This is a genomic window from Pseudomonas sp. Irchel s3a18 (genome assembly GCF_900187535.1).
Lineage (GTDB): Bacteria > Pseudomonadota > Gammaproteobacteria > Pseudomonadales > Pseudomonadaceae > Aquipseudomonas.
In genome coordinates this window covers 159,499-177,328 of sequence record NZ_FYDV01000008.1, presented here as the reverse complement: position 1 = coordinate 177,328, position 17,830 = coordinate 159,499, and the positions used below count along the sequence as shown (strand labels likewise).

Sequence of the window (17,830 nt, the reverse complement as noted above, 5' to 3'; positions counted from 1 at the left end):
GGGCCGGGTCATGAATTTCGTTTTGTATGCCGTGCCGTTTTTCTTTGTGCTGATCGCCATCGAGTTGTTGGCGGACCGCTGGCGCGGGGTGAGCAATTACCGGGTGGCGGATGCCATCAACAGCCTCAGCGCGGGTGTGTTGTCGACCACCACGGGGCTGCTGACCAAGGGTGTCGGGCTGGTGACGTACGCATTCGCCCTCAAGCACCTGGCGCTGTTCGAGTTGCCGGCCGAGCGCCTGTGGGTGTGGGTGCTTGCCTTTGTGCTCTATGATTTTTGCTATTACTGGCTGCACCGCATGGGTCATGAACGCAACATCCTGTGGGCGGCGCACTCGGTGCACCATCAAAGCGAGGACTACAACCTCTCCACCGCGCTGCGCCAGACCAGTACCGGCTTCTTGCTGGGCTGGATTTTCTACCTGCCGATGGCCGTGCTCGGCGTGCCGCTGCTGGTGTTCGTGAGTGTCGCGGCGTTGAACCTGCTCTATCAGTTCTGGGTGCACACCAAGCATATTCCCAAGCTGGGCTGGTTCGAATGGTGCTTCGTGACGCCGTCCAATCATCGGGCCCACCATGCGCAGAACGCTCTTTATATGGATCGCAACTACGGTGGGGTGTTCATCATCTGGGACCGTCTGTTCGGTACGTTTCAGGAAGAGGATGACAACGAGCCGGTGATTTTCGGCGTGACCACGCCCCTGGCGAGTTGGAACCCGTTATGGGCGAATGTGCAGTTCTATGCACAGCTGTGGGCGGATGCACGTCGCGCCCAGAGAGGCTGGGACAAACTGCGAATCTGGTTTATGCGCACGGGTTGGCGCCCGGCGGACGTGGCGGCGAAGTACCCCATGAACAAGCCGGACCTGAGCCGGTTCCGCAAATTCGAAGTGCTGTTGGACGGCCGTCTGCAAGGGTATGTCGCGGTGCAGTTTTGCCTGTACATCGCGCTGGGCAGTTACCTGATGAGCCTGGAGCACGACCTGCCGACGGCCGCCCTGGTAGTGGGCTGGGGAGCGGTGGCATGGGGTCTGTTTGTGCTGGGGGCGATGTTGGAGAATCGCCCGCAAGCGTTCAGGCTGGAGGTGTTGCGGCTGGCGTCGAACCTGCCGCTGGCGGGGCTGGCACCGCTGGTCGGGCTATGGCCGGCCAGCACGGCAGGCTGGGTTGGCCTGCTCGGTTACAGCGTGCTCAGCGGGATCGGCCTCTACTGCTGCGCAAGCCGCATCACTCGGCTGGCGTCGTAGGTTCGCCAGCCTTGGCCTTTTCGGCCTTCAAGGCTTGTTCGTCGGCATAAATCTTCTTGGCCAGGCGAGCGTTCTTGAAGCGCCGACGCAGCCACAGGATGAGACCCAGCACCAGCAGCGCGCCCAGTACCCACAGCTCGTACTTCTTGACGCTGCCCAGCATGCCCTCGAGCACGGCGCCGAAGTGATAGGCGGCCGCTGCCAGCGCGGTGGCCCAGATGGCGGCACCGATACCGTTGAGCAGCAGGTAGCGGCCTGGCGGATAACCCGAAAGGCCAATGGCCACGGGCATGACCGTGCGCAAACCGTAGACGAAGCGAAAGCTCAGCACCCAGATGTCCGGATGCTTGCGAATGTGCTCCAGCGCCCGGTCGCCCATCAATTGCCAGCGTGGCTTGCGTGCCAGCAATTTGCGGCCGTGCTTGCGCCCCAGGAAGTACCACAGTTGATCGCCGGCATAGCTGCCGAGGAAGGCCACGACCACCACGATGTTGATGTCCATGTACCCACGGAACGCAAGGAAGCCGGCGAGCACCAGAATGGTTTCGCCTTCGAAGAACGTGCCGAGAAAGAGGGCAAAGTAGCCAAAATCATTCAGGAATTGTTGGAGCATTGTCTGGGTGCTGGCGAAATGAACGCGCAGCCTAACCCTTCAGGCCCATGGAGGAAAGTATCCAAATGTGTCTCGACGTGAACATTTCCTACAAGGACAATGGATGCGACTACCAGTCGCGGGGGTGCACATAACTGTAATCTGTTGGTCATAATGGATGCTTATAACTGTCACGCTCGCCTGCCAATGCGGGCTCAGGAGTCTGTCGTGAGCTTTACCCCCGCCAACCGTTTGTTTCCTGCAACTCGCCTGCGTCGCAATCGTCGTGACGAGTTTTCGCGTCGTCTGGTACGTGAAAACGTCCTGACCACCAATGACCTGATTCTGCCGGTATTTGTGCTGGACGGTGAGAACCGTCGCGAAGCGGTGGCCTCGATGCCTGGCGTCGAGCGCCTGACCATCGACCTGTTGCTGGAAGAGGCGGCCGGTTGGGTCGAGCTGGGTATTCCGGCCGTCGCCCTGTTTCCGGTGACGCCGCCCGAACTCAAGTCCCTCGACGCGGCGCAAGCCTGGAGCCCGGACGGTATAGCCCAGCGCGCCACGCGTGCCCTGCGTGCACGTTTCCCGGAGCTGGGGGTGATCACCGACGTCGCGCTGGACCCGTTCACCACTCACGGCCAGGACGGTATTCTGGATGAAGAAGGCTATGTGCAGAACGACATCACCGTCGATGCACTGGTCAAGCAAGCCCTGTCCCATGCCGCTGCCGGTGCCCAGGTGGTCGCCCCGTCAGACATGATGGACGGCCGCATCCAGGCAATCCGTGAAGCGCTGGAGCTGGCAGGTCATGTCAACGTGCGAATCATGGCCTACTCGGCCAAGTACGCCAGTGCCTACTACGGCCCGTTCCGCGATGCCGTCGGTTCGGCGCTGAACCTGGGCAAGGCGAACAAGGCGTCCTATCAAATGGACCCGGCCAACGGCAACGAAGCGTTGCACGAAGTGGCTAGCGACTTGTCAGAAGGTGCGGATATGGTCATGGTCAAGCCAGGCATGCCATACCTGGACATTCTTTACCGGGTAAAAGAAGAATTCAAAGTGCCGACCTTTGTCTATCAGGTCAGCGGTGAATACGCCATGCACATGGCGGCTATCCAGAATGGCTGGTTGAGCGAAGGGGTTATTCTTGAGTCCCTGACCGCTTTTAAACGTGCCGGTGCTGATGGCATCCTCACTTACTTTGCCGTACGTGCCGCCCAATTGTTACGAGAGCAAAAATAGCCCTCCCAGGAACATTCGATGAATACCGAAGGCCTCACTGAAGTTGCCGTAAAAGAAGCTCAACCCGTGGTCGAGCCAGTCGTCGAACCCCCGCTGGAGATGGAGCCTGCTCCGCCCGCGGTGGTGGTCGACGTGGCACCCGTGGTACCGGCGATCGCTATTCCCGGTCTGGATGACAGCAGCCTGTACATCCATCGCGAGCTGTCGCAACTGCAGTTCAACATCCGCGTGCTGGAGCAGGCGCTGGACGAGTCCTATCCATTGCTGGAGCGGCTGAAGTTCCTGCTGATCTTCTCCAGCAACCTGGACGAGTTCTTCGAGATTCGTGTGGCCGGGCTGAAAAAACAGATCACCTTCGCTCGTGAACAGGCCGGTGCCGATGGCCTGCAACCGCATCAGGCACTGGCACGCATCAGCGACCTGGTGCATGGCCAGGTTGATCGCCAGTACGCGATCCTCAACGACATCCTGTTGCCGGAGCTGGAAAAGCATCAGGTGCGCTTCATTCGTCGGCGCCACTGGACCACCAAGATCAAGACCTGGGTGCGCCGCTATTTCCGTGACGAGATTGCCCCGATCATTACCCCGATCGGTCTCGACCCGACGCACCCGTTCCCGTTGCTGGTGAACAAAAGCCTGAACTTCATCGTCGAGCTTGAAGGTATCGATGCCTTCGGTCGCGATTCCGGCCTGGCGATCATCCCGGCGCCACGCCTGCTGCCACGCGTCATCAAGGTGCCGGAAGAAGTCGGCGGCACGGGGGACAACTATGTGTTCCTGTCGTCGATGATCCACGCGCACGCCGATGACCTGTTCCAGGGCATGAAGGTCAAGGGCTGCTACCAGTTCCGCCTGACCCGGAACGCCGACCTGGCGGTGGACACCGAAGACGTCGAAGACCTGGCGCGCGCCCTGCGCGGCGAACTGTTCTCCCGTCGTTACGGGGACGCGGTGCGCCTGGAAGTGGCCGACACCTGTCCGAAACAGCTGTCCGACTACCTGCTCAAGCAGTTCAACCTGAGCGAGACCGAGTTGTATCAGGTCAATGGCCCGGTCAACCTGACGCGCCTGTTCAGTATCACCGGGCTGGATAGCCATCCGGAGCTGCAATACACGCCGTTTACCCCACAGATCCCGAAACTGCTGCAAAACAGCGAAAACGTTTTCAGCGTGGTCAGCAAGCAGGACATCTTGCTGCTGCACCCGTTCGAGTCGTTCACGCCGGTGGTCGACCTGCTGCGTCAGGCCGCGAAAGACCCCCATGTGCTGGCGGTCCGTCAGACCCTGTACCGCAGCGGCGCGAACTCGGAGATCGTCGATGCACTGGTCGACGCAGCGCGTAACGGCAAGGAAGTCACCGCGGTGATCGAATTGCGCGCCCGGTTTGACGAAGAGTCCAACCTGCAACTGGCCAGCCGTCTGCAAGCGGCAGGTGCCGTGGTGATCTATGGCGTGGTTGGCTTCAAGACCCACGCCAAGATGATGCTGATCCTGCGTCGCGAGGCCGGCGAGATTGTGCGTTACGCGCACCTGGGTACCGGCAACTACCACGCCGGCAACGCCCGCCTGTACACCGACTACAGCCTGCTGACCTCCGACGACGCCCTGTGCGAAGACGTTGGCAAACTGTTCAGTCAGTTGATCGGCATGGGCAAGACCCTGCGCATGAAAAAGCTGCTGCATGCGCCCTTTACCCTGAAAAAGGGCATGCTCGACATGATTGCCCGCGAAACCCAGTTCGCCGTCGAGGGCAAGCCGGCGCACATCATTGCCAAGTTCAACTCGCTGACCGATCCGAAGATCATTCGCGCGCTGTACAAGGCCAGCCAGTCAGGGGTGCGTATCGACCTGGTGGTGCGTGGCATGTGCTGCCTGCGCCCAGGCATCGCCGGGGTTTCGCACAATATTCATGTACGCTCGATCATCGGTCGCTTCCTGGAGCACACGCGGGTCTTCTACTTCCTCAATGGCGGCGAAGAGCAGATGTTCCTGTCCAGTGCCGACTGGATGGAGCGCAACCTCGACAAGCGCGTCGAGACCTGTTTCCCGGTGGAAGGCAAGAAGCTGATCACGCGGGTCAAGAAAGAGCTGGAGCTGTATCTGACCGATAACACCCACAGCTGGAGCCTGCAGTCGGACGGTCGTTACGTGCGCAACACGCCGACCGGCAACCAGAACCCACGCAGCGCCCAGGCGACCCTGCTGGAGCGATTGGGCAGTCCGATCCTGACCGTCAGCAACTAACGCGCTGGCATCGGGCAAAAAAATGGCGATCCGTGTGGATCGCCATTTTTGTTTTCAGCGAACGTTCAGCACCACGCCCACCCGGGTCAGCCACTCCGCCTCCAGTGCGAAGTCGGCCTGGGTCAGCTGGTTTTCGTCCAGCCAGTGCTCCGGGAACTGCACATCCAGGTTGTCGCCGTTGGCATGCAGCGTGACTTGGGGCATCGCCTGGGTACCACGGATGTGATGAAACAGAATCGCAAAGCGCAAGAGCACGCACAGGCGAATCAGCTTGATGCCGTCATCGCCGAACTCGGCGAACTTGTCCTTGGGGATGTTGCGGCGGTGGCCGCGCACCAGCAGTGCCAGCATCAGCTGGTCTTCACGGGAGAAGCCGGCGAGGTCGGAGTGCTCGATCAGGTAGGCGCCGTGCTTGTGGTACTGGTAGTGAGCGATGTCCAGCCCGACTTCATGGACCTTGGCCGCCCAGCCCAGCAATTCGCGCCAGACACCGTCGTCCAGGTCCCAATCCGCTGCCACCTGGTCGAACGCATGCAGGGCCTTGCGCTCGACGCGTGCGGCTTGCCCCAGGTCGGCATGGTAGCGCTCCATGAGCGAGCCCAGGGTGCGCTCACGGACGTCTTCATGGTGATGACGGCCCAGCAGGTCGTAGAGCACGCCTTCGCGCAGGGCGCCTTCACAGTGGTCCATGCGTTGCAGCTCAAGCGCGTCGAAAATCGCTTCGAGGATCGCCAGGCCGGCGGGGAAGATGGCGCGACGGTCAGGCTTGATGCCTTCAAAGTCGATTTTCTCGGCGTCGCCGAGTTTGAACAGCTTGCGCTTGAGCCAGGCCAGCCCTTCGGCGTTGACCTCGCCGGTGCCATGGCCGCCTGCTTTCAGTGCCAGGCCAATGGCGCGGATAGTGCCCGAGGAACCGATGGCTTCATCCCAGGTCAGGCGGTGCAGGGCGTGTTCGATGCTCATGATCTCCAGCCGTGCCGCGGTGTACGCCTGGGCGTAGCGGGCCGGGGTGATCTTGCCGTCCTTGAAATAGCGCTGGGTGTAGCTTACGCAGCCCATTTGCAGGCTTTCGCGCAGCAGCGGTTCAAAGCGCTGGCCGATGATGAATTCGGTGCTGCCACCGCCAATGTCGGCCACCAGGCGCTTGCCCGGGGTGTCGGCGAGCGTGTGGGAGACACCCAGGTAGATCAGGCGTGCTTCTTCACGGCCGGAGATGACTTCTACCGGGTGGCCGAGGATTTCTTCGGCACGACGGATGAATTCGGCACGGTTGCGCGCTTCGCGCAGGGCGTTGGTGCCCACGATCCGCACGGCGCCCTGGGGCAAACCGTTGATCAGTTGGGCAAAGCGCTTCAGGCAATCGAGCCCGCGCTGCATGGACTCTTCGCTGAGCTGGCGCTCTTCGTCGATCCCGGCAGCCAGTTGAACCTTCTCGCCAAGCCGCTCGAGTATCCGGATTTCATTGTGGTGAGCTTTGGCCACGACCATATGAAAGCTGTTGGAGCCCAGGTCGATAGCGGCGATCAGGGACAGATTCTTGGCTTGGGATTGGGGCATGGTCTGGGGGTCTCGGTCGATAACCCGCCCATCGTGCCACGATCAACCGCCGCCGCCAACGCGCAGCGCTGAATGCCTTGATCCAGACAACGTCTGTGACGAGGGGCGCGCGCCATCACTTGACTTGAGCTATACCCAAAGTCATGGGCCACCATAGCGAGACTCAATCATCTGCGGCTTCCTGAACGAGGGAAGGGCAGCTATGATGGGCCACGTTTTTTTGCTTACAACCTGGAGACTTCCATGAGCAGCGATCTTATCAAACACGTTAGCGACGCTAGCTTCGAAGCTGACGTACTCAAGGCCGAAGGTGCTGTACTGGTCGACTACTGGGCTGAGTGGTGCGGTCCATGCAAGATGATCGCTCCGGTCCTGGACGAAATCGCTGAGACCTACAAAGGCAAGCTGACCGTTGCCAAGCTGAACATCGACGAGAACCAGGAAACCCCGGCCAAGCACGGCGTGCGTGGTATCCCGACGCTGATGCTGTTCAAGAACGGCAACGTCGAAGCCACCAAGGTCGGTGCGCTGTCGAAGTCGCAACTGGCTGCCTTCCTCGACGCCAACATCTAAGCGTCGTTGCAAGTGTCACCCAAAAAGCCCCGCAAATTGCGGGGCTTTTTCGTTATTCAGGGCTAGACGCTCCTAAACTCAGGTGTTACATTCGGTCCCGCACCGGTTCCTCCAGTGCCCCCTGCAAGCCGTCGCCGACGCTCTCCTTTTCGAATAAGTACGCGATCCTGTCGCCTTCTCCGCGGCGCGGCCTCATTAAGCCGAAAGCTTAATTTCCCCCCTCCATAAATGATTACGTCATTCCTATATGAATCTGACTGAACTCAAGCAAAAGCCGATTACCGAACTGCTCGAATTGGCCGAACAGATGGGCATAGAAAATATGGCCCGTTCGCGCAAGCAGGACGTGATTTTCTCCTTGCTCAAAAAGCACGCGAAAAGCGGCGAGGAAATCTCCGGTGATGGCGTGCTGGAGATCCTCCAGGACGGCTTCGGCTTCCTGCGCTCCTCGGACGCTTCCTACCTGGCCGGCCCGGACGATATCTACGTCTCGCCAAGCCAGATCCGTCGCTTCAACTTGCGCACCGGTGACACCATCGTTGGCAAGATCCGCCCGCCGAAAGAAGGCGAGCGTTACTTCGCACTGCTCAAGGTCGACACGATCAACTACGATCGTCCCGAGAACGCGAAGAACAAGATTCTCTTCGAGAACCTGACCCCGCTGTTCCCGACCGTGCGCATGAAGATGGAAGCCGGCAACGGTTCCACCGAAGACTTGACCGGTCGTGTCATCGACCTGTGCGCACCTATCGGCAAAGGCCAGCGTGGTCTGATCGTTGCACCGCCAAAGGCCGGTAAAACGATCATGCTGCAGAACATCGCAGCCAATATCACCCGTAACAACCCGGAAGTTCATCTGATCGTGCTGTTGATCGACGAGCGTCCTGAAGAAGTGACGGAAATGCAGCGCACCGTGCGCGGCGAAGTGGTTGCCTCGACGTTCGACGAGCCACCAACCCGTCACGTGCAGGTTGCCGAAATGGTGATCGAGAAGGCCAAGCGCCTGGTTGAGCACAAGAAAGACGTGGTCATCCTGCTCGACTCCATCACTCGTCTGGCACGTGCCTACAACACCGTGATCCCAAGCTCCGGCAAGGTACTGACCGGTGGTGTCGATGCTCACGCCCTGGAGAAACCAAAGCGTTTCTTCGGTGCTGCACGGAACATCGAAGAAGGCGGCTCGCTGACCATCATCGCCACCGCGCTGGTTGAAACCGGCTCGAAGATGGACGAAGTGATCTACGAGGAATTCAAGGGCACCGGCAACATGGAACTGCCGCTGGATCGCCGTATCGCTGAAAAACGCGTCTTCCCGGCCATCAACATCAACCGTTCCGGCACCCGCCGTGAAGAGTTGCTGACGGCTGACGACGAGTTGCAGCGCATGTGGATCCTGCGCAAACTCCTGCATCCTATGGATGAAGTGGCAGCCATCGAGTTCCTGGTCGACAAGCTGAAACAGACCAAGACCAACGATGAGTTCTTCCTGTCGATGAAACGCAAGTAAATCGACAAGACTCAACAAAAAGCCGGGGAAACCCGGCTTTTTGTTATCTGATTATTGATGAACTGGCAGTTCAGTGTTCTGAACCCCGGGGTTCGGCGCTAAACTGCCAGCCCCGAACGCCACGGCCAATACGAGGCTCACGCATGCAGTATCGCGACTTGCGCGACTTTATCAGCGGTCTGGAACAGCGCGGCGAACTCAAGCGCATCCAGGTTCCGGTGTCCCCAGTGCTGGAAATGACCGAGGTCTGCGACCGCACCTTGCGGGCCAAAGGCCCGGCGCTGCTGTTCGAGAACCCCACCGGCTATGACATCCCGGTGCTTGGCAACCTGTTCGGCACGCCAGAACGCGTGGCCCTGGGCATGGGGGCCGAAGCGGTTAGCGAGCTGCGCGAGATTGGCAAGCTGCTGGCCTTCCTCAAGGAACCCGAGCCGCCCAAGGGCCTGAAAGACGCCTGGTCCAAGCTGCCGATCTTCCGCAAGATCATCTCGATGGCGCCCAAGGTCGTCAAAGACGCGGTCTGCCAGGAGGTGGTCATCGAAGGCGACGACGTCGACCTGGCGATGCTGCCGGTGCAAACCTGCTGGCCGGGCGATGTCGGCCCGCTGATCACCTGGGGCCTGACGGTGACCAAGGGGCCGAACAAGGACCGGCAGAACCTCGGCATTTATCGTCAGCAGGTGATTGGCCGCAACAAGGTCATCATGCGCTGGTTGAGTCACCGTGGTGGCGCACTGGACTACCGCGAGTGGTGCGAGAAGCACCCGGGCCAGCCGTTCCCGGTGTCCGTGGCCCTGGGCGCTGACCCGGCAACCATTCTGGGGGCCGTGACGCCCGTGCCGGACAGCCTGTCCGAGTACGCCTTCGCCGGCCTCTTGCGCGGCAACCGCACCGAGCTGGTGAAGTGCCGTGGCAACGACCTGCAAGTACCGGCCACTGCCGAGATCATCCTGGAAGGCGTGATCCATCCGGGCGAGATGGCCGACGAAGGCCCTTACGGGGACCACACCGGCTATTACAACGAAGTCGACAGCTTCCCGGTGTTCACCGTCGAGCGCATCACCCATCGCATCAAGCCGATCTACCACAGCACCTACACCGGCCGTCCACCAGATGAACCGGCGATCCTCGGTGTGGCATTGAACGAAGTGTTCGTGCCGATCCTGCAAAAGCAGTTCCCGGAGATCACCGACTTCTACCTGCCGCCCGAGGGCTGCTCGTACCGCATGGCCATCGTGACCATGAAGAAGCAGTACCCGGGGCACGCGAAGCGAGTAATGCTGGGTGTCTGGTCGTTTTTACGACAGTTCATGTACACCAAGTTCGTTATCGTCACAGACGACGATATCAACGCCCGCGACTGGAACGACGTGATCTGGGCCATCACCACGCGCATGGACCCCAAGCGCGACACGGTGATGATCGATAACACGCCAATCGACTACCTCGACTTCGCCTCGCCGATTTCCGGTCTGGGGTCGAAGATGGGGCTCGATGCCACGCATAAGTGGCCTGGTGAAACCACCCGCGAGTGGGGCCGGGTAATCGTCAAGGATGAGGCGGTGACACGCCGGATCGATGCCATTTGGAATCAATTAGGAATAGATTGATGCGTGTAACCTTGCAGCCGTCAGGAGCAGTGCTAGAGATACTGCCCGGCGAGCGGATTCTCGATGGGGCGCGGCGCCTGGGCTATGAATGCCCGCAAAGCTGCCGTAACGGTAATTGTCACGTCTGTGCGGCGCTGCTGGTCGAAGGTCGAGTCGAGCAGTCCGGCGATGTACGCGACCACGGCGAGTTCTACACTTGCATTGCAGAGCCGCTGGAAGACTGCATCGTATTGTGGGATGGCGTCCTTGCGCTGGGAGAGTTGCCGGTGCGCACCTTGTCGTGTCAGGTCATTGAGTGCAAGGACGTTGGCGGGGACACCTGGCGGGTTCGCCTGCGGGCACCGGCCGGCAAACCGCCACGCTATCACGCCGGCCAGTACCTGATGATCGAGCGTGAGAATGGCGAGAAATCGGCCTTTTCCCTGGCCTCGGCTCCCCATTCCGGACGCGACCTGGAGATTCATGTACTGGCGCGCGAAGCCAGCGCACTGCGTCTGATCGAGCAATTGCAGCGCAATCGCATGGCGCGGGTCCAGTTACCGTTCGGTGACACCCACCTGGCGGAGCTGCCGGAGGGGCCGCTGGTATTGATCGCCGCAGGCACCGGTATGGGGCAGATCCACAGCCTGCTCGAGCATTGCCGGGCCAAAGGTTTCAAGTATCCGGTTCATCTGTATTGGGGCGTGCGCCGTCCTGAAGATTTTTACCAGATGGAACACTGGGATGAATGGATGAAACTGCCCAACCTGTTTCTGCATCAGGTTGTCAGCGACCTGTGCGGCTGGGAAGGGCGCTGCGGCATGTTGCACGAGGCGGTCTGCCAGGATTTCCCTGATCTCAAGGCCCTGCATGTCTACGCCAGCGGCTCGCCCGCGATGGTCTACGGCACGCTGGATGCACTGGTCGACGCCGGGATGGACGCCCATCAAATGCGCGCCGACGTATTTGCATATGCGCCGCGCTCTTGAGCCGCGATCTTGATCCGCATTCGTTAATCGAAATGCCATCGTTGTAACTCTCTATATATCCCTTCGGTATTTATCCAGTTGGATAAATACCGATCGGCTATATGTCATTCAGACACCCCCTTCAGAACCATGCCATGGCACTTAAGTTGCCTTGAAACAAATGTGCCTTATTGTTACGCCGGTGCGTTCTATTGAGTAATTGTTTACCCGCGGGGAGCTGAACGCTATTCGCCATGACAGCCATTGAATCTGCTTTCTTGAATCTGGCTTACCCTCCGCGGCTCGATCTGGGGCCGCAACTGACGCACGAGCAATTGCTTCACTCCATGCAAAGCACCCTGGCCCGACACAAGGGCGGACCGGTGTGGTTGTTCGCCTACGGCTCATTGATCTGGCGCCCGGAATGCACGGCGGTCGAGCGGGTGCGCGCACGTGTGCATGGCTACCATCGCGGCTTGTACCTGTGGTCCCACGAACACCGTGGCACGCCGGAGTTGCCGGGCCTGGTGTTTGGCCTGGATCGGGGCGGTTCATGCAGTGGCTTTGCCTACCGTCTGCCCGAAGAGCAGCTGGAGGCTTCGCTCTATGCCCTTTGGCAGCGCGAAATGCCAGTCCCCTCCTATCGCCCGCACTGGCTCACCTGCCGGTTGGCGGATGGCAGCAAGGTTCAGGCATTGGGATTTGTATTGGAGCGACACTTGCCCAGTTATGCCGGCAACTTGCCGGATCATGTACTGAGCCAGGTGTTCGAAAACGCTTGCGGGCGCTACGGCACCACTCGCGATTATGTCGAGCAGACCGCCAGCGCCCTGCGTAGCCACGCCATGCCAGATCGGAATCTGGAGGCGCGGCTCAAGCGTTGCGGGTCATCGAAGGATCAAGCGATCGCTTCACGGCCCTGACTAGCTACTTGCTTGTGCCACAGGGTCGGCGCCAGGAATGCCATGGCCAGCAGGCATGCGCCGATCAGCAGCACGAAACCGCCATCCCAGCCGAAGTGGTCCACGGTGTAGCCCATGGCGGCACTGGCCGCGACCGAGCCGCCCAGGTAGCCAAACAGACCGGTGAAGCCTGCCGCCGTGCCAGCGGCTTTCTTCGGCGCGAGTTCCAGCGCCTGCAGGCCGATCAGCATCACCGGGCCGTAGATCAGGAAGCCGATCGACACCAGTGCGATCATGTCGACTGTCGGGTTGCCGGCCGGGTTCAGCCAGTAAACCAGGGTGGCGACGGTCACCAGCGCCATGAACACCATGCCGGTCAGGCCGCGATTGCCACGGAACACCTTGTCCGACAGCCAGCCGCAGAGCAGGGTGCCCGGGATACCGGCCCACTCGTAGAGGAAGTACGCCCATGACGTCTTGTCGACGGTGAAGTGCTTGGCTTCCTTGAGGTAGGTCGGTGCCCAGTCCAGTACGCCGTAGCGCAGCAGGTAGACGAATACGTTGGCCAGGGCGATGTACCACAGCATTTTGTTGCGCAGCACGTACTTGACGAAGATGTCCTTGGCGCTGAATTCTTCTTCGTGGCTGGCATCGTAGCCGTGCGGGTAGTCGTTCTTGTACTTCTCGATCGGCGGCAGGCCCACCGACTGCGGGGTGTCGCGCATCACGATAAAGGCGAACACCGCGACCAGCAGCGCCACGGCGGCAGGTACGTAGAACGCCGCATGCCAGTCGTTGAACAGGCCCATGCCGATCAGGAACAGCGGGCCAATCAGGCCGCCGCCGACGTTGTGCGCGACGTTCCATACCGACACCACGCCACCGCGTTCCTTCTGCGACCACCAGTGCACCATGGTCCGCCCGCTCGGCGGCCAGCCCATGCCCTGGGCCCAGCCGTTGATGAACAGCAGGATGAACATCATGGTCACACTGGACGTCGCCCAGGGTGCGAAACCGAATACGAACATCACTCCGGCCGACACCAGCAGGCCAAATGGCAGGAAGTAACGTGGGTTGGAGCGGTCGGACACCAGGCCCATCAGGAACTTCGACAGGCCATAGGAAATCGCGATCGCCGACATCGCCAGACCCAGCTGACCGCGGGTATAGCCTTCTTCAATCAGGTAGGGCATGGCCAGGGAGAAGTTCTTGCGCAGCAGGTAGTAACCCGCATACCCAATGAATATCCCGGCGAAGATTTGCCAGCGTAGGCGCCGGTACGTGCTGTCTACGTCTTCTTCAGGCAATGGCGCCTGATGTGCGGCAGGGCGAAAGAAAGCAAACATTCAAGAGCTCCAGAATTCTTGTTTTGACTGCGGATGCGAATGTTACAGTTTCGTTACCGAAAATAGCACTGCTTCTCATCTGTTAAAAAGGCGTAAATGAACAAAGTCGCACATTCTTTTATGAACATGTCGCTCAGATATAAGTAGGCGACGGCGTAGGGCGTTTTACTTCGGCTGATATCAACGAGATCTACGCATAAAGAAGGGCGACGTTTTGGGAGGTTTCCCGCGTCTGGATCGGAAGTGGGGGGATGGGGTTGCCGGAGCGTGAGTTTTAACCTTTAGCGCGGGTGCCAAACCTGGTACATCGATCGTGGAGGGGCGTCATGCGCTGGCTTGGTCTGGTTTTACTGTTGTGTGTCGCAGGTGATGGGGTGGCCGGGGCTCTGTACCTGGTCCCGGATTACAATCCCAAGCCGAAGTACCCCAGGGAACTTCAACGGGCGGGAATTTCCGGCGAAGTGCAAATTGGCTTGACCATCCTCGCCGATGGCTCGGTCAGCCAGGTGAGGGTGCTGGAAAGCACCCATCCGGGTTTTGCCGAGGCAGCCAAGGCGGTTATCAGTCAGTGGCGCTTCAAGTCCTGGGCCGTCGATGCCGACACCCAGGCTGAAGTGGAGGTGATCGCGCCGATGCGTTTCAGTCTGGATCTGGATTTGCCTTTGGACGTTAACCAGTGGTTGAGTCGATTGCTGTGTCGGGAAATCACTCAATACACGGTCAATACGCCACGTTCGAGTTGGGTGGACACGACACCCTTTCATTACACCCGAGGGTATCTGTCAAACGTGTTTCACCGAGGGCAGTTACCCGAAACCGAGCGACTGGCGTTGATAGCCACGCTCAACGCCAGCGTGCCGGACATTGTTGATCGCTGCCGCGAGAATCCATCGCTCAAGTACAAACGAGTGGTCCCAGCAGAAATTCGCAAGTTGTTATAGAGGAAGGGGCGAGAGCGACCTGAACACCCTCTGCCGGTATTCAGGCCGTGGGTGCGATCTAGCGGACCTGTACCACCACCTTCCCGACCGCCTTGCGCTGGCCTAGATCGTTGATGGCTTGCGCAGCATTGCTGAGCGGATACACCTGGGACACCAGTGGCTTCAACTTGCCTTCGGCAAACCAGTTGAACAACTGCTGGAAGTTCGCCGCGTTGTCGTGTGGCTGGCGCTGGGCGAACGAGCCCCAGAACACCCCCACCACGGCTGCGCCTTTGAGCAGGGCCAGGTTCACGGGCAGTTCCGGGATGCGGCCGCTGGCAAAGCCCACCACCAGCAGGCGACCGTTCCAGGCGATGGCGCGAACCGCCTGGTCGAACAGGTCGCCGCCGACCGGGTCGTAGATCACGTCGGCACCCTGGCCATCGGTCAGGCGCTTTATTTCGTCCTTGAGGCTGTTTTCGCTGTAGTTGATCAGCTCATCGGCACCGGCGGCCTTGGCCACGGCAAGTTTCTCGGCGCTGCTCGCCGCGGCGATGACCCGGGCGCCCATGGCCTTGCCGATTTCCACGGCGGCCAGGCCCACGCCACCGGACGCGCCCAGCACCAGCAAGGTTTCCCCGGGTTGCAACTGGCCACGCTGTTTCAGGGCATGCATCGAGGTGCCGTAGGTCATGCTGAAGGCTGCGGCGGTGTTGAAGTCCATGGATGGCGGGATCGGCAACACGTTGTAGCCCGGCACTGCCACCTGCTCGGCAAAGCTGCCCCAGCCGGTCAGCGCCATGACCCGGTCGCCTACCTTGAGGTGGCTGACCTTTTCGCCGACCGCGCTGACCACACCTGCCGCCTCACCGCCCGGGGAAAACGGGAAGGGCGGCTTGAACTGGTACTTGCCCTCGATGATCAGCGTGTCCGGGAAGTTGACCCCGGCGGCGTGCACGTCCAGCAGGATTTCGTTCTTCTTGGCGACAGGACTGGCGACTTCTTCCAGCACCAGCGATTCGGCGGGGCCGAAGGCTTTGCACAGCACGGCTTTCATCAGGGCTATTCCTTTGGGAGTGATGGCCGATAAGTGTAGGTGTGTGAGTCAAGCGGTCAACGAGCATGCCCCGCCCTGATAGCCAGCCATAAGCTTTGCGCTTGGGCTTGTAGGGGCGGGTCGCTATGCTGGGCCGCAAACCGGATAAGGAGCGAATTGTGAGAGCGTGGATCATGTTGTTGCTGGCCCTGTCTCTGCCTGTGGCAGCGATGGCCGAAGAAGCCAAAGAGGGCGAGGCGCCGAAAGTCAGCTACATCAGCCTGAGCCCGCCGTTCGTGGGTAACTACGGCCTGGATGGCACGCCCAGGCTCAAGGTCTACAAGGCCGACGTGGCACTGCGGGTGACGGGTGATGAAGCGGCCAAGGCAGTGAAGGCCAACGAACCGTTGATCCGCAACCAATTGGTCGCGCTGTTCGCTCAGCAAACCACCGAGACCATGAACAATGTCGAAGCCAAAGAGAAGCTGCGCCAGGAAGCCTTGAAGCAGACCCAGCAGGTGATGAGCGACGAAACCGGTAAACCGGTGGTCGAGGATCTGCTGTTCAACAACCTGATTATTCAGTAAGGCGTGCTGCTTGCCGGCGACTGCCTGTGTGCAATCGCCGCATGGCTTACGAACGCAGCGCCAACACTGCCGCCCACTGCTCGGCTGTCACGGGCATCACCGACAGCCGTGAGCCTTTCTGTACCAGTGGCATGTCGGCCAGTGCGGTTTGTTGTTTGAGGTGGTCGAGTTTGAGCACGCGGGGAAACGTCTCGACGTGCGTGACATTGATCGCGCTCCAGGCGTTTTTTTCGGGCGTGGCTTTTGGGTCGTGGTAATGGCTTTCAGGCTCAAGCGCCGTCGGGTCCGGATAGGCGGCTTCGACAATCCGGCCGATCCCGGCAATCCCGGGTTCGGGGCAGCTGGAGTGGTAAAAGAAAAACTCGTCGCCAACCGCCATGGCCCGCAGGAAGTTGCGTGCCTGGTAGTTGCGAACGCCGTCCCAGCGGGCTTCGCCGAGCTTTTCAAGACCTTTGATCGAGAGCTCGTCGGGCTCGGATTTCATCAGCCAATAGGCCATCTTTTATGCTCCGAAAAGGGCGCTGGGAAAGTCGTTCGGCCATTTTATGACAAACCGACAGTCGGTTGGCGCCAGCGTTTGCGTGTCGCTGCACGTTACCGCAGAATGCCGGACTTTTAAGCAAGACGCGGCAAGCACGGCCTGTAACGGACACCGCTGCTGACATCGTGTGTGATATGCCTTGAGGGGGGCAATCGATGAAACGCAAACCGGATTTACTATGGGTTTTGGTGATTGTGTTCGGTTTGGGCGTCGTGACCACCGGTTACGCGCAGAGCCTATGGGCGAACAAGACCGATGCACCGATCGAAGTCGCGCAACAGGTACCACCCTTCAAGCGCTGATGCTCAACTAACAGGTGTCGCTGCCTTCGGTGGCGCCTGGTCTGCAAAATACCATCGTCTGTCAGTCACTGTTGCCTGCAAGGGTACATCCCAGCTTGCTTGAGCCAGTTTTTCGACTTTCTGGCATTCATGGGCCAGCCCCAGCAGGGTCGGCTTGCGCCAATTCTTGCGGCGCGCCAGATAGGCCAGGCTGCGGTCATAGAAGCCACCGCCCATCCCCAGCCGTCCACCGCTTTCGTCAAAACCGACCAACGGCAACAACACCAGATCCAGCGCCCAGACCTTGCGTTGCCGGGCCGGGTTGATCCGAGGCTCGGGGATGCGGAAGCGGTTGGGCCGCAGCTTTTCGCCGGGACGAACACGCTGGAAAACCATTTTGGTTCGCGGCCAGGCGCTGAGCACCGGCAGGTAGGTCGCCTTGCCCCGGCGTTGTGCTTCGCGCAGCAGCAAGCGCGGATCGATTTCACCGTCGGTGGGCAGGTACAGGGAAATATGTCTGGCTCGACGAAACAGTGGTTGTTGCGCCAACTGCTGATATAGCCCGCGGGCGGCCTGGCGTTGCTCACTGCGCGACAGGGCGCGGCGGGCCGTGCGCAGCATGCGTCGAAGTTGCGGGCGGGAAAGCGGCGCAGGTTCGGTCATCGTCATGGGCTGTTCGAGTGTCGAGGGCACCAGGAC

The 17,830-nt window shown here is 60.2% G+C and carries 17 protein-coding genes; 11 read left to right on the top strand and 6 right to left on the bottom strand.

Annotated elements, in window-relative coordinates:
• The first annotated feature begins 10 nt into the window (after positions 1–10).
• Positions 11–1,246: a sterol desaturase family protein gene (locus CKW29_RS13865; protein WP_095148675.1), complete on the top strand. Its 1,236-nt coding sequence runs from the start codon at positions 11–13 to the stop codon at positions 1,244–1,246.
• On the opposite strand, the gene CKW29_RS13860 is transcribed toward CKW29_RS13865, so the two are convergent.
• The gene (locus CKW29_RS13860) at positions 1,227–1,859 is read right to left on the bottom strand and encodes a DedA family protein (protein WP_095081876.1); all 633 of its coding nucleotides are present in this window, start codon (positions 1,857–1,859) and stop codon (positions 1,227–1,229) included. The two genes, CKW29_RS13865 and CKW29_RS13860, sit on opposite strands and share 20 nt — an antisense overlap.
• A 207-nt stretch (positions 1,860–2,066) precedes the next feature.
• Here CKW29_RS13860 and hemB point away from each other — a divergent pair, with 207 nt between their 5' ends.
• Both hemB and ppk1 read left to right on the top strand, forming a co-directional pair.
• Complete coding sequence (gene hemB / locus CKW29_RS13855) at positions 2,067–3,080, top strand: porphobilinogen synthase (protein ID WP_095145880.1); 1,014 nt, start codon at positions 2,067–2,069, stop codon at positions 3,078–3,080.
• Between the two features lie 18 nt (positions 3,081–3,098).
• On the top strand, positions 3,099–5,324 hold the full coding sequence (gene ppk1, locus CKW29_RS13850) for a polyphosphate kinase 1 (protein WP_095145882.1): 2,226 nt from the start codon (positions 3,099–3,101) through the stop codon (positions 5,322–5,324).
• A gap of 54 nt (positions 5,325–5,378) precedes the next feature.
• Here the strand turns inward: ppk1 and ppx are convergent, their stop codons facing one another.
• Positions 5,379–6,881: an exopolyphosphatase gene (gene ppx, locus CKW29_RS13845; protein ID WP_095148674.1), complete on the bottom strand. Its 1,503-nt coding sequence runs from the start codon at positions 6,879–6,881 to the stop codon at positions 5,379–5,381.
• Between the two features lie 243 nt (positions 6,882–7,124).
• Between ppx and trxA the strand changes: the two genes are divergently transcribed.
• From trxA to CKW29_RS13820, 5 genes are all read left to right on the top strand, one after another.
• Positions 7,125–7,454 carry a thioredoxin TrxA gene (gene trxA / locus CKW29_RS13840; protein WP_003206727.1) on the top strand — a complete coding sequence of 110 codons (330 nt, stop codon included), beginning with the start codon at positions 7,125–7,127 and terminating at the stop codon, positions 7,452–7,454.
• Between the two features lie 247 nt (positions 7,455–7,701).
• Entirely contained in the window at positions 7,702–8,961 is a 1,260-nt protein-coding gene (rho, locus tag CKW29_RS13835) for a transcription termination factor Rho (protein ID WP_095145886.1), read from the top strand.
• Positions 8,962–9,104: 143 nt separating this feature from the next.
• A complete protein-coding gene (gene ubiD, locus CKW29_RS13830; protein WP_095081871.1) occupies positions 9,105–10,571 on the top strand; it encodes a 4-hydroxy-3-polyprenylbenzoate decarboxylase in 1,467 nt (488 codons plus the stop codon).
• A complete protein-coding gene (locus CKW29_RS13825; protein ID WP_095145888.1) occupies positions 10,571–11,539 on the top strand; it encodes a CDP-6-deoxy-delta-3,4-glucoseen reductase in 969 nt (322 codons plus the stop codon). The genes ubiD and CKW29_RS13825 overlap by 1 nt, the downstream gene beginning before the upstream one ends.
• 233 nt (positions 11,540–11,772) lie before the next feature.
• On the top strand, positions 11,773–12,441 hold the full coding sequence (locus CKW29_RS13820; RefSeq protein ID WP_095148673.1) for a gamma-glutamylcyclotransferase: 669 nt from the start codon (positions 11,773–11,775) through the stop codon (positions 12,439–12,441).
• Here the strand turns inward: CKW29_RS13820 and glpT are convergent.
• Positions 12,417–13,766, bottom strand: a complete 1,350-nt coding sequence (gene glpT, locus CKW29_RS13815; protein ID WP_095145891.1) for a glycerol-3-phosphate transporter — start codon at positions 13,764–13,766, stop codon at positions 12,417–12,419. The genes CKW29_RS13820 and glpT overlap by 25 nt on opposite strands.
• A 326-nt stretch (positions 13,767–14,092) precedes the next feature.
• Between glpT and CKW29_RS13810 the strand changes: the two genes are divergently transcribed.
• Positions 14,093–14,707, top strand: coding sequence for an energy transducer TonB (locus CKW29_RS13810; protein WP_095145893.1), 615 nt, complete (start codon positions 14,093–14,095; stop codon positions 14,705–14,707).
• 58 nt (positions 14,708–14,765) lie between these two features.
• Here CKW29_RS13810 and CKW29_RS13805 read toward each other — a convergent pair whose 3' ends face one another.
• Positions 14,766–15,743, bottom strand: coding sequence for an NADPH:quinone oxidoreductase family protein (locus tag CKW29_RS13805; protein WP_095145894.1), 978 nt, complete (start codon positions 15,741–15,743; stop codon positions 14,766–14,768).
• Positions 15,744–15,901: 158 nt separating this feature from the next.
• On the opposite strand from CKW29_RS13805, the gene CKW29_RS13800 reads away from it, so the two are divergent.
• Positions 15,902–16,309 (top strand): flagellar basal body-associated protein FliL, encoded by a 408-nt coding sequence (locus CKW29_RS13800; protein WP_095145896.1) that lies wholly within the window; start codon positions 15,902–15,904, stop codon positions 16,307–16,309.
• 46 nt (positions 16,310–16,355) lie between these two features.
• On the opposite strand, the gene CKW29_RS13795 is transcribed toward CKW29_RS13800, so the two are convergent.
• Positions 16,356–16,808, bottom strand: a complete 453-nt coding sequence (locus CKW29_RS13795) for an EVE domain-containing protein (RefSeq protein WP_095145898.1) — start codon at positions 16,806–16,808, stop codon at positions 16,356–16,358.
• Positions 16,809–17,005: 197 nt separating this feature from the next.
• On the opposite strand from CKW29_RS13795, the gene CKW29_RS25795 reads away from it, so the two are divergent.
• Positions 17,006–17,152: a hypothetical protein gene (locus tag CKW29_RS25795; RefSeq protein WP_095148672.1), complete on the top strand. Its 147-nt coding sequence runs from the start codon at positions 17,006–17,008 to the stop codon at positions 17,150–17,152.
• Positions 17,153–17,155: 3 nt separating this feature from the next.
• Here the strand turns inward: CKW29_RS25795 and CKW29_RS13785 are convergent, their stop codons facing one another.
• Positions 17,156–17,794, bottom strand: coding sequence for a 5-formyltetrahydrofolate cyclo-ligase (locus CKW29_RS13785; protein WP_095146165.1), 639 nt, complete (start codon positions 17,792–17,794; stop codon positions 17,156–17,158).
• Positions 17,795–17,830 lie beyond the last annotated feature (36 nt).